Source organism: Streptomyces coeruleofuscus (assembly GCF_039532725.1).
GTDB classification, from domain to species: domain Bacteria; phylum Actinomycetota; class Actinomycetes; order Streptomycetales; family Streptomycetaceae; genus Streptomyces; species Streptomyces coeruleofuscus.
In genome coordinates this window covers 1-11,581 of the sequence record NZ_BAAASE010000011.1, presented here as the reverse complement: position 1 = coordinate 11,581, position 11,581 = coordinate 1, and the positions used below count along the sequence as shown (strand labels likewise).

At 68.9% G+C, this 11,581-nt stretch carries 11 protein-coding genes; 8 read left to right on the top strand and 3 right to left on the bottom strand.

The window, feature by feature from the left end; all coding sequences use genetic code 11:
- Window positions 1-303 precede the first annotated feature (303 nt).
- Window positions 304-615, bottom strand: coding sequence for a DUF397 domain-containing protein (locus tag ABFX81_RS33720; RefSeq protein ID WP_086850422.1), 312 nt, complete (start codon window positions 613-615; stop codon window positions 304-306).
- 374 nt (window positions 616-989) lie between these two features.
- Between ABFX81_RS33720 and rpsO the strand changes: the two genes are divergently transcribed.
- The 5 genes from rpsO to ABFX81_RS33695 all read left to right on the top strand — a co-directional run bounded on the left by rpsO (window position 990) and on the right by ABFX81_RS33695 (window position 6,418).
- Window positions 990-1,277 (top strand): 30S ribosomal protein S15, encoded by a 288-nt coding sequence (rpsO, locus tag ABFX81_RS33715; protein WP_059415298.1) that lies wholly within the window; start codon window positions 990-992, stop codon window positions 1,275-1,277.
- Window positions 1,278-1,575: 298 nt separating this feature from the next.
- Window positions 1,576-3,792: a polyribonucleotide nucleotidyltransferase gene (locus ABFX81_RS33710; RefSeq protein ID WP_086850423.1), complete on the top strand. Its 2,217-nt coding sequence runs from the start codon at window positions 1,576-1,578 to the stop codon at window positions 3,790-3,792.
- Complete coding sequence (locus ABFX81_RS33705) at window positions 3,789-5,168, top strand: insulinase family protein (protein WP_086850424.1); 1,380 nt, start codon at window positions 3,789-3,791, stop codon at window positions 5,166-5,168. The genes ABFX81_RS33710 and ABFX81_RS33705 overlap by 4 nt, the downstream gene beginning before the upstream one ends.
- A gap of 28 nt (window positions 5,169-5,196) precedes the next feature.
- On the top strand, window positions 5,197-5,949 hold the full coding sequence (dapB, locus tag ABFX81_RS33700) for a 4-hydroxy-tetrahydrodipicolinate reductase (RefSeq protein WP_086850425.1): 753 nt from the start codon (window positions 5,197-5,199) through the stop codon (window positions 5,947-5,949).
- Between the two features lie 13 nt (window positions 5,950-5,962).
- A complete protein-coding gene (locus ABFX81_RS33695) occupies window positions 5,963-6,418 on the top strand; it encodes a tetratricopeptide repeat protein (protein WP_086850426.1) in 456 nt (151 codons plus the stop codon).
- Between the two features lie 82 nt (window positions 6,419-6,500).
- Here ABFX81_RS33695 and ABFX81_RS33690 read toward each other — a convergent pair whose 3' ends face one another.
- Together ABFX81_RS33690 and ABFX81_RS33685 are read right to left on the bottom strand one after the other, a co-directional pair.
- Window positions 6,501-7,055 (bottom strand): hypothetical protein, encoded by a 555-nt coding sequence (locus tag ABFX81_RS33690; RefSeq protein ID WP_086850427.1) that lies wholly within the window; start codon window positions 7,053-7,055, stop codon window positions 6,501-6,503.
- A 112-nt stretch (window positions 7,056-7,167) separates the two neighbouring features.
- Window positions 7,168-7,407, bottom strand: coding sequence for a hypothetical protein (locus ABFX81_RS33685; protein ID WP_086850428.1), 240 nt, complete (start codon window positions 7,405-7,407; stop codon window positions 7,168-7,170).
- A gap of 177 nt (window positions 7,408-7,584) precedes the next feature.
- Between ABFX81_RS33685 and thyX the strand changes: the two genes are divergently transcribed.
- From thyX to ABFX81_RS33670, 3 genes are all read left to right on the top strand, one after another.
- Window positions 7,585-8,325, top strand: a complete 741-nt coding sequence (gene thyX, locus ABFX81_RS33680; protein WP_086850429.1) for an FAD-dependent thymidylate synthase — start codon at window positions 7,585-7,587, stop codon at window positions 8,323-8,325.
- Between the two features lie 211 nt (window positions 8,326-8,536).
- Complete coding sequence (dapA, locus tag ABFX81_RS33675; RefSeq protein WP_086850430.1) at window positions 8,537-9,436, top strand: 4-hydroxy-tetrahydrodipicolinate synthase; 900 nt, start codon at window positions 8,537-8,539, stop codon at window positions 9,434-9,436.
- 155 nt (window positions 9,437-9,591) lie between these two features.
- Window positions 9,592-11,277 (top strand): RNase J family beta-CASP ribonuclease, encoded by a 1,686-nt coding sequence (locus tag ABFX81_RS33670; protein WP_086850431.1) that lies wholly within the window; start codon window positions 9,592-9,594, stop codon window positions 11,275-11,277.
- The last annotated feature ends 304 nt before the right edge of the window (window positions 11,278-11,581 follow it).

Genomic DNA, 11,581 nt, shown 5'->3' with positions numbered 1-11,581 from the left:
CGAGGCGTATAGAGGTCGTCCGAGGTCGTCCGAATCCAGGCTCCCCCGCTCTCCCCCTGGGACGCCCACCCCTACTCACGGGTTCTGACGTCGCGCCCTGTCCCAGCCTAATCACCACAAGCCCCACCTCGGCAGGCCCGTCCACCCCCGAGCACCTGTCCGCCGCGTCACAACCCGCTCAGAAGCTGCCCGGAAGTGACGTACACAGCACACACTTTGATGAACAAACAGGGCGATCAACGTGAAAGAACCGCAACGAGGGGCAACCGATCACCGGCTGCCCCTCGTCGCGTTCCGCGGGAACTACTGTGACTGCTGCCCGGCCTCCGCCTGCAAGCCCCCGTCGTGCGCCCCCGGCTCCAGATCGAACTCCCCGTCCCGCGCCCCCAGCACGAACGCCCGCCACTCCGCTTCGGTGTAGCGCAGCACCGTGTCCGGGTCGAGCGAGGACCGCATCGCCACGGCCCCCTCGGGCAGGTACGCGATCTCGACCCGCTCCTCGTGCTCCTCGGTGCCCGGCGCGCAGTGCCACTCGACACCGGAGATGTCGAGGGCGTAGAGCTCGTCCCGCTCCCGCTCCTTGCGTGCCTTGATCTCCTCAGCCGTCTCCGCCATGCCGTAGCGACCCCTTCCCGACGTACCGGTTTCGAACGTCCGGATCCGCACGATCAGCGACGTACCGACGACGACGCACGATCAGACGACGACGCCCGAACAACGACGACCGACGCCCGAACAACGACGCACGAACGATCCGAACCTGCTCACCCTAGTGGCCCCGGCCACCCCGCCCGCCGGGTTCGGGGACCAGCGCAAAGGCGCCCCCGACCGCCTGGTACCCTGGTCGACGGCCGTTTGTGTACGCACCCCCGGAGCTCATCGCCCTGGAGGCCGCGCCCAGCGGATCCCCGCCTTCCGAGTCACGGAAGCTCCCCCGAGAAGCAGACCGGGGGCACTCGGTGGCCTGTCACAGACTATGAGGAGTACGCGTGTCGCTCGACGCCGCTACGAAGAAGCAGATCATGTCCGAGTTCGGTACCAAGGAGGGCGACACCGGCTCCCCCGAGGTCCAGGTCGCTCTGCTGTCGCGTCGGATCTCCGACCTGACCGAGCACCTCAAGACCCACAAGCACGACCACCACTCCCGTCGTGGTCTGCTGATCCTGGTCGGTCAGCGCCGCCGGCTGCTGCAGTACCTCGCCAAGAAGGACATCCAGCGCTTCCGTACGCTGGTCGACCGCCTCGGCATCCGCCGCGGTGCGGCGGGCGCCAAGTAAGACGCCGTGAAGGGAGCGGTTCCCGGCAGGAAAGGGGACCGCTCCCTTTGCTGTACGTGCGGAGTGTCACTACTGCTTTGTAGTGTGGTAGCACAACGCAATACGGACGACACAGCACGACAAGAAGAGGAGAAGCGCGCCTAGCCGCCGCCGGTCCTCGGTAGTGGCCCCCGGGGGGAAGCCCCGGGTGCTTCGATCGAAGACCGGCCCGCACCGCACGGAGCGCTTCTCCGCCACCGTCCCCCTGCCACACGGGCAGCGTGGGACGAAAGACGACAAAGTAACGGAGAAAACGCTAGTGGAGAACGAGACCCACTACGCCGAGGCCGTCATCGACAACGGCCCCTTCGGCACCCGCACCATCCGCTTCGAGACGGGCCGCCTGGCCAAGCAGGCCGCCGGCTCCGCCGTGGCGTACCTGGACGACGACACCATGGTGCTGTCGGCCACCACCGCCTCCAAGAACCCCAAGGACCAGCTCGACTTCTTCCCGCTCACGGTGGACGTCGAGGAGCGGATGTACGCCGCCGGCAAGATCCCCGGCAGCTTCTTCCGCCGTGAGGGCCGGCCCTCCGAGGACGCGATCCTCACCTGCCGCCTGATCGACCGCCCGCTGCGCCCGTCCTTCAAGAAGGGCCTGCGCAACGAGATCCAGGTCGTCGCCACGATCATGGCGCTCAACCCCGACCACCTGTACGACGTCGTCGCGATCAACGCCGCGTCCGCGTCCACGCAGCTGGCCGGTCTGCCCTTCTCCGGCCCGATCGGCGGCGTCCGCGTCGCGCTGATCCGCGGTCAGTGGGTGGCCTTCCCGACGCACACCGAGCTCGAGGACGCCGTCTTCGACATGGTCGTCGCGGGCCGCGTCCTGGAGGACGGCGACGTCGCGATCATGATGGTCGAGGCCGAGGCCACCGAGAAGACCATCAAGCTCGTCGAGGGCGGCTCCGAGGCGCCCACCGAGGAGGTCGTCGCGGCCGGTCTGGACGCCGCGAAGCCCTTCATCAAGGTCCTCTGCAAGGCCCAGTCGGACCTCGCCTCCAAGGCCGCCAAGCCGACCGGCGAGTTCCCGATCTTCCTGGACTACCAGGACGACGTCCTGGAGGCGCTCACCGCCGCCGTCAAGCCCGAGCTCGCCCAGGCGCTCACCATCGCCGGCAAGCAGGAGCGCGAGGCGGAGCTCGACCGCGTCAAGCAGCTCGCCGCCGAGAAGCTCCTGCCGGAGTTCGAGGGCCGCGAGAAGGAGATCTCCGCCGCGTACCGCTCGCTGACCAAGACCCTGGTCCGTGAGCGCGTCATCAAGGAGAAGAAGCGCATCGACGGCCGCGGTGTCACCGACATCCGCACCCTGGCCGCCGAGGTCGAGGCCATCCCGCGGGTCCACGGCTCCGCGGTGTTCGAGCGCGGCGAGACCCAGATCCTGGGCGTCACCACGCTGAACATGCTCCGCATGGAGCAGCAGCTGGACACCCTCTCCCCGGTGACCCGCAAGCGCTACATGCACAACTACAACTTCCCGCCGTACTCCACCGGCGAGACCGGCCGCGTCGGCTCCCCGAAGCGCCGCGAGATCGGCCACGGCGCCCTCGCCGAGCGCGCCCTGATCCCGGTCCTGCCGGCGCGCGAGGAGTTCCCCTACGCGATCCGCCAGGTCTCCGAGGCGCTGAGCTCCAACGGCTCGACGTCCATGGGCTCGGTCTGCGCCTCCACCATGTCGCTGCTGAACGCCGGTGTGCCGCTGAAGGCCCCCGTCGCCGGTATCGCCATGGGCCTGATCTCCCAGGAGATCGAGGGCGAGACGCACTACGTCACCCTCACCGACATCCTCGGTGCGGAGGACGCCTTCGGTGACATGGACTTCAAGGTCGCCGGCACCAAGGACTTCGTGACCGCCCTCCAGCTCGACACCAAGCTGGACGGCATCCCGGCCTCCGTCCTGGCCGCGGCCCTCAAGCAGGCCCGTGACGCCCGCCTCCACATCCTCGACGTGATGATGGAAGCGATCGACACCCCGGACGAGATGTCCCCGAACGCGCCGCGGATCATCACCGTGAAGATCCCGGTCGACAAGATCGGCGAGGTCATCGGCCCCAAGGGCAAGATGATCAACCAGATCCAGGAGGACACGGGCGCCGAGATCACGATCGAGGACGACGGCACGATCTACATCGGTGCCGCCGACGGCCCCTCCGCCGAGGCCGCCCGCGCCACGATCAACGGCATCGCCAACCCGACGATGCCCGAGGTCGGCGAGCGCTACCTCGGTACGGTCGTCAAGACGACCACCTTCGGTGCGTTCGTCTCCCTGCTGCCCGGCAAGGACGGTCTGCTGCACATCTCGCAGATCCGCAAGCTCGCCGGCGGCAAGCGCGTGGAGAACGTCGAGGACGTTCTCGGCGTGGGCGCCAAGGTCCAGGTCGAGATCGCCGAGATCGACTCCCGCGGCAAGCTCTCCCTGATCCCGGTCATCGAGGGCGAAGAGAACGATGAGACGAAGGACGACACCGACAAGTGACGTCGAGTAGCTCCCAGGCGACGGCCCGCACCTCCTCCGAGGCGCGGGCCGTCGCCCGTACCCAAACCCTGATCAAGGGCACCAACGGCATCGGCACGGTCCGCAAGACCACCCTCCCCGGTGGCCTGCGCATCGTCACCGAGACCCTGCCCTCGGTCCGCTCCGCGACCTTCGGCATCTGGGCGCACGTCGGCTCCCGCGACGAGACCCCGGCCCTGAACGGCGCCACCCACTACCTGGAGCACCTGCTCTTCAAGGGCACGAACCGCAGGTCCGCCCTGGACATCTCCTCCGCGATCGACGCGGTCGGCGGCGAGATGAACGCGTTCACGGCGAAGGAGTACACGTGCTACTACGCACGCGTGCTCGACACCGACCTGCCCCTCGCCATCGACGTCGTCAGCGACATGCTGACCGGCTCGCTCATCCGCGAAGAGGACGTCAACGTCGAGCGCGGCGCCATCCTCGAAGAGATCGCCATGACCGAGGACGACCCGGGCGACTGCGTGCACGACCTGTTCGCGCACACGATGTTCGGCGACAACTCCCTCGGCCGCCCGGTCCTCGGCACGGTCGACACGGTCAACGCCCTCACCGCCGACCGCATCCGCCGCTTCTACAAGAAGCACTACGACCCGACTCACCTGGTCGTCGCGTGTGCCGGCAACGTCGACCACTCCAAGGTCGTACGGCAGGTCCGCGCCGCCTTCGAGAAGGCCGGTGCCTTCAAGGACCTCGCCGCCGAGCCCGTCGCCCCGCGCAGCGGCCAGCGCGCCCTGCGCACCGCGGGCCGGGTCGAGCTGGTCGACCGCAAGACCGAGCAGGCGCATGTCGTGCTCGGCATGCCGGGCCTGGCGCGCACGGACGAGCGGCGCTGGGCGCTGGGCGTGCTGAACACCGCGCTCGGCGGCGGCATGTCCTCCCGCCTCTTCCAGGAGGTCCGCGAGAAGCGCGGCCTGGCCTACAGCGTGTACTCGTACACCTCGGGCTTCGCCGACTGCGGCCTGTTCGGCGTGTACGCGGGGTGCAGGCCGTCGCAGGTGCACGACGTGCTGAAGATCTGCCGCGACGAACTCGACCACGTCGCCGAGCACGGCCTCTCGGACGACGAGATCGGGCGCGCGATCGGCCAGCTCCAGGGCTCCACGGTCCTCGGCCTCGAGGACACCGGCGCGCTGATGAACCGCATCGGCAAAAGCGAGCTGTGCTGGGGCGAGCAGATGTCCGTCGACGACATGCTGTCGCGGATAGCGTCGGTCACCCCGGACGACGTCCGCTCGGTCGCCCGCGAGATCCTGGGACGGAAGCCCTCCCTGTCGGTCATCGGCCCGCTCAAGGACAAACAGGCGACCCGCCTGCACGACGCCGTCGCCTGACAACCCCCTGGTGAAGGAAGCACAAGAGATGAGCAAGCTGCGCGTGGCGGTCCTCGGCGCCAGAGGCCGGATCGGCTCGGAAGCGGTACGAGCCGTCGAAGCCGCCGAGGACATGGAACTGGTCGCCGCGCTGAGCCGAGGCGACAAGCTGGAGTCGCTGGCCGAGACCGGCGCCCAGGTCGCGGTCGAACTGACCACACCCGACTCGGTCATGGCCAACCTCGACTACTGCGTACGCCACGGCATCCACGCGGTCGTCGGCACCACCGGCTGGACCGACGAGCGCCTCGCACAGCTGAAGGGCTGGCTGGAGCAGTCCCCGGAGACCGGCGTGCTCATCGCGCCCAACTTCTCCATCGGGGCCGTCCTGACCATGAAGTTCGCACAGATCGCCGCGCCGTACTTCGAGTCCGTCGAGGTCGTCGAGCTGCACCACCCGAACAAGGTGGACGCCCCCTCCGGCACCGCCACGCGCACCGCCCAGCTCATCGCCGAGGCCCGCCGCAACGCGGGCTCCGCCCCGGCCCCGGACGCCACGGCCACCGCCCTGGACGGTGCCCGCGGTGCCGACGTGGACGGCGTTCCGGTTCACGCCGTCCGGCTGCGCGGCCTGCTCGCCCACCAGGAGGTCCTGCTCGGCGCCGAGGGCGAGACCCTGACGGTCCGGCACGACTCGCTGCATCACAGCAGCTTCATGCCGGGCATCCTGCTCGGCGCCCGCCGTGTGGGGAGCGTCCCGGGCCTGACCTTCGGCCTGGAACACTTCCTGGACCTGAGCTGAGCCCCTGACCGTCATGCGCGCGAAGCTCACCTACGCCCTCACGGCCGCCGTCCTGGTCGTCTACTTCGTCCTGGTCGGCAGCCGCGGCGTGCTGCTCATCGAGACCGGCACGCCCCTCACCGTCACCTTCGGCGTCGCGGTGCTGATCCTGCCGGTCATCGGCCTGTGGTTCCTGTGGAAGAACACCCAGTTCGTCCGCAGGGCCAACGCCCTCGCCGCCGAACTCGAAGCCGAGGGCGGCCTGCCCGTCGACGAACTGAGGCGCACGCCCAGCGGCCGGATCGAGCGGGACTCGGCCGACGAGGTCTTCGCCAAGCGCAAGGCCGAGACGGAAGCCGCCCCGGACGACTGGCGCACCTGGTTCCGCCTCGCCGTCGCCTACCACGACGCCCGCGACACCCCGCGCGCCCGCAAGGCGATGCAGCGCGCGATCGCCCTGCACGACGGCAAGCGGCCCGAGACGGCCTGAACCGCACCCCACTCGTGCCGGAGGGGCCGGACCGCGAACGGTCCGGCCCCTCCGGCATGAGAATCCGGGATCACCGATGGCGTCAGTGCGGGCGGTACTCGTCCGCCCAGGCCTCGACCGAGTCGGCCGCCCGGTCGAAGGCCTCCACGCGGCCCAGGAAGTCCGCGTTGTGCGTGGTCAGCAGCGCCGGCCCGCCGTCGGGCGACTGTCCCTGCCGGACGAGCAGCAGCGCCTGCCCCTGCACCGTCCGGGGCAGCCCCAGCCAGCGCACCGGCTGCTGCACCGTGCGCACGGCGGCGACCTGGTCCCAGGACGCCGTACGTGTCGTGAGGAAGCCCACCTGCCGCAGCCCGCGCGCGCTCACCCACACGCCCACGCGGAGCAGCCGCAGCGCCCCGGCGATGACGAGCAGCGCGAGCCCGAAGACCACGCCGGCCGAGGCCAGTTCGGCCGTCGCCGCGATGACGACCGCCGCGAACAGGACGAACGAGGCGAGCAGCAGCGCCAGCGCCGCCGCCCCCACCCGCCAGGGCCCGGGCCGGTACGGCCGCCGCCAGCGGTCACGGTCGTCGTACGGCAACGGGACGTCGTCCGCCGCCTCGAAAACGCGGTCGGCCGTCAGGAAGGGCAGGGGCACGGCTGGTCCTCACTCGATCCATGCGTGGGCTGTGCCCGGTGAGGCTACCGATCTGTGTACCCGGTCACCACTGGAGGGGGGCCGGATGGAGTCAGCGCCGGCCTGTGTCGGCTCAGTTCTTCTGAGAGGCCTGCGACTGCTGGGGCTGCGAGCCCGGGTGGTCGCCCGACAGCGCGGGCGTCCCGACGACCAGGGAACCCACGAGCCCCGCCACGATCGTCAGACCCAGCAGCCATCGCCCGGCCATCTGGCTGACGGACAGCCGCTCACGCGGTGGGGGAGTGACATTACTGCGGAACCTGTCGGCCTCGGCGACGAAGGCAAACGGTACGGGTTCACGCCGACCGAACATCAGGGGTGCGTCTCCTTCAAGGGGTGGAACGGATCACTTTCGTCTGTAGAGACGAATGAACTCCCTCAGGGGTGCCCTGTTTCACCAACTTCATTGCGGCACGCCACCGATCGCGCTGATTTCGCCGGGCCGTAGAGTGGCGTCGCCACACGACGAGATGGGAAGGCCCTGCCAACCGTGACCGACACCCCCGCCGACGACCCCAAGCCCAGCTACCGCAGCGATGTGACCGTCGAGCTGGTCAAGCACACCGCGTCCGACGCGGACGTCCTGTTCGCCGCCCGCGTCTCGACCCTCGGCGAGCTGTCCCTGGACGAGCTGAACAAGGACCCCGAGCGCTCCAAGGGCCTGATCAACTACCTGATGCGGGACCGGCACGGCAGCCCCTTCGAGCACAACTCGATGACCTTCTTCATCAGCGCCCCGATCTTCGTCTTCCGCGAGTTCATGCGGCACCGCGTCGGCTGGTCGTACAACGAGGAGAGCGGCCGCTACCGGGAGCTCCAGCCGGTCTTCTACGTCCCCGACGAGTCCCGCAAGCTCGTCCAGGAGGGCCGCCCCGGCAAGTACGTCTTCGTCGAGGGCACCCAGGCCCAGCAGGAGCTGGTCGGCCGCGTGATGGAGGACTCCTACCGGCAGGCGTACGAGGCCTACCGGGAGATGCTCGCCGCCGGCGTCGCCCGCGAGGTCGCCCGAGCGGTCCTCCCGGTCGGCCTGTACTCCTCGATGTACGCCACCTGCAACGCCCGCTCGCTGATGCACTTCCTCGGCCTGCGCACCCAGCACGAGCTGGCCAAGGTCCCGTCCTTCCCGCAGCGCGAGATCGAGATGGTCGGCGAGAAGATGGAGACCGAGTGGGCCAGGCTCATGCCGCTCACCTACGCTGCCTTCAACGCGAACGGGCGCGTGGCGCCGTAACGCGCCCCCGTTCCCCGATCAGGCACAGATGTACGGTTCAGCCGCACGAAGTGTCCGTATTGCGGCATTTCGAGAAGTTCATCTAGCCTGATCAAACGGGCCCGGCACTGCTTGAACCCCCGAGCAGGCAGTGCCGGGCTCCATCTTTGTCACGACTTGTCGCCTCCCCCTAGGGCAGACCCGGTCCTGAGCAACGAGTAGCGTGTAACCCATGGCTCCGACCTCGACTCCGCAGACCCCCTTCGGGCGGGTCCTCACCGCCATGGTCACGCCCTTCAAGGCGGACGGCGCACTCGACCTCGACGGCGCGCAGCGGCTCGCCACCCACCTGGTGGACGCAGGCAACGACGGCCTGGTCATCAACGGCACCACGGGCGAGTCGCCGACCACCAGCGATGCGGAGAAAGCGGATCTCGTACGGGCGGTCCTCGAAGCCGTCGGCGACCGCGCCCACGTCGTGGCCGGAGTCGGCACCAACAACACCCACCACAGCATCGAACTCGCCCGCGCGGCGGAGCGCACCGGCGCACACGGCCTGCTCCTTGTGACCCCGTACTACAACAAGCCCCCGCAAGAGGGCCTCTACCGGCACTTCACGGCTGTCGCCGACGCCACCGAGCTGCCGGTCATGCTCTACGACATCCCCGGCCGCAGCGGCGTCCCGATCAACACGGAGACGCTCGTCCGCCTCGCCGAGCACCCCCGGATCGTCGCCAACAAGGACGCCAAGGGCGACCTGGGCCGGGCGAGCTGGGCCATCGCCCGCTCGGAGCTCGCCTGGTACTCCGGTGACGACATGCTGAACCTGCCGCTGCTCTCCGTGGGCGCCGTCGGCTTCGTCTCAGTCGTAGGCCACGTGGTCACCCCGGAGCTGTGCGCCCTGGTCGAGGCGTACACCTCGGGCGACGTCCAGAAGGCCACCGAGATCCACCAGAAGCTGCTCTCGGTCTACACGGGCATGTTCCGCACCCAGGGCGTGATGACGACCAAGGCGGCGCTCGCGTTGAAGGGCCTGCCCGGCGGGCCTCTGCGCGCCCCCATGGTCGAGTGCGCGCCCGAGGAGATCGAGCAACTCAAGATCGATCTTGCCGCCGGCGGGGTACAGCTCTGACATCAGACTTCGCGCGGACCCTCGCGCACCAGCTTCACAACTGAATAGGCGGGCCACCGGTGCCCGCACCACTCCATACGACAACTGCTTCTGCACGAACGTCATGCGCGCCACGTGCCCTACCGGTACGTGGCGCGCGTGGTGAGGAGAGTCTTTTGAGTCATCCGCACCCCGAACTCAGCCCGCCCCCGCCGCTCCCCGAAGGCGGCCTGCGGGTCACCCCGCTCGGCGGCCTCGGCGAAATCGGCCGGAACATGACGGTCTTCGAGTACGGCGGCCGCCTGCTGATCGTCGACTGCGGAGTGCTCTTCCCCGAGGAGGAGCAGCCCGGAATCGACCTGATCCTGCCGGACTTCTCGTCCATCAGGGACCGCCTCGACGACATCGAGGGCATCGTGCTCACGCACGGCCACGAGGACCACATCGGCGGCGTCCCCTTCCTCCTGCGCGAGAAGCCGGACATCCCGCTGATCGGCTCCAAGCTGACCCTCGCCCTCATCGAGGCCAAGCTCCAGGAGCACCGCATCCGCCCCTACACCCTCGAGGTGGCGGAAGGGCACCGCGAGCGCATCGGCCCCTTCGACTGCGAGTTCGTCGCGGTCAACCACTCCATCCCGGACGCGCTGGCCGTCGCCATCCGCACCCCCGCGGGCATGGTGGTCCACACCGGCGACTTCAAGATGGACCAGCTCCCCCTGGACAGCCGCCTCACGGACCTCCACGCGTTCGCACGCCTGAGCGAGGAGGGCATCGACCTCCTGCTCTCGGACTCGACGAACGCCGAGGTCCCGGGCTTCGTCCCGCCCGAGCGGGAGATCTCCAACGTCCTGCGCCAGGTCTTCGCCGGCGCCCGCAAGCGCATCATCGTCGCGAGCTTCGCCAGCCACGTCCACCGCATCCAGCAGATCCTGGACGCGGCGCACGAGTACGGCCGCCGCGTCGCCTTCGTCGGGCGCTCGATGGTCCGCAACATGGGCATCGCGCGAGACCTGGGCTACCTGAAGGTCCCCCCGGGCCTGGTCGTGGACGTCAAGACGCTCGACGACCTCCCGGACAGCGAGGTGGTCCTCGTATGCACGGGCTCCCAGGGCGAGCCCATGGCGGCCCTGTCGAGGATGGCCAACAGGGACCACCAGATCCGCATCGTCCAGGGCGACACGGTGATCCTGGCGTCGTCCCTGATCCCCGGCAACGAGAACGCGGTCTACCGCGTGATCAACGGCCTGACCCGCTGGGGCGCCAACGTCATCCACAAGGGCAACGCCAAGGTCCACGTCTCCGGCCACGCGTCCGCGGGCGAACTGCTGTACTTCTACAACATCTGCCGCCCGAAGAACCTGATGCCGGTGCACGGCGAATGGCGCCACCTGCGCGCCAACGCCGAGCTGGGCGCCCTGACCGGCGTACCGCACGACCGCATCGTCATCGCCGAGGACGGCGTCGCCGTCGACCTCGTCGAGGGCAAGGCCAAGATCTCCGGCAAGGTCCAGGCGGGGTACGTCTACGTCGACGGCCTCTCGGTCGGCGACGTGGGAGAGCCGGCCCTCAAGGACCGCAAGATCCTCGGCGACGAGGGCATCATCTCGGTCTTCGTGGTCATGGACTCGTCCACCGGGAAGATCACCGGCGGCCCGCACATCCAGGCCCGCGGCTCCGGCATCGAAGACTCCGCCTTCGGAGACGTGATCCCCCGGGTCACGGAGGTACTCGAACGGTCCGCCCAGGACGGAGTGGTCGAACCCCACCAGCTCCAGCAGCTCATCCGCCGCACGCTGGGCAAGTGGGTCTCGGACACCTACCGGCGCCGGCCGATGATCCTGCCTGTGGTCGTGGAGGTCTGACGGTCCGTCGGGCCTGACAAGGCGCCAACTGGGAGCGGGGCTCCTCGATTTGCATCGAGGAGCCCCGCTCCAGTAGGTTTACAACTCCTCCCGACGGGGCACCCGGCCAACTCCAGTGCTGGGAACCGCGCTCCGGTGAGGGATGGAAATCCGACTCAGAAACTTCTGATAAAGTCGGAACCGCCGGAAAGGGAAACGCGGAAGCGGAAACCTGGAAAGCACCGAGGAAATCGGGTCGAGAAAAGATCTGATAGAGTCGGAAACGCAAGACCGAAGGGAAGCGCCCGGAGGAAAGCCCGAGAGG

Coding starts and splice junctions, on each gene's coding strand:
- ABFX81_RS33720 (WP_086850422.1), bottom strand. CDS start 615: ATGGCGGAGACGGCTGAGGAGATCAAGGCACGCAAGGAGCGGGAGCGG.
- dapB (WP_086850425.1), top strand. CDS start 5,197: ATGAGCAAGCTGCGCGTGGCGGTCCTCGGCGCCAGAGGCCGGATCGGC.
- ABFX81_RS33695 (WP_086850426.1), top strand. CDS start 5,963: ATGCGCGCGAAGCTCACCTACGCCCTCACGGCCGCCGTCCTGGTCGTC.
- ABFX81_RS33685 (WP_086850428.1), bottom strand. CDS start 7,407: ATGTTCGGTCGGCGTGAACCCGTACCGTTTGCCTTCGTCGCCGAGGCC.
- dapA (WP_086850430.1), top strand. CDS start 8,537: ATGGCTCCGACCTCGACTCCGCAGACCCCCTTCGGGCGGGTCCTCACC.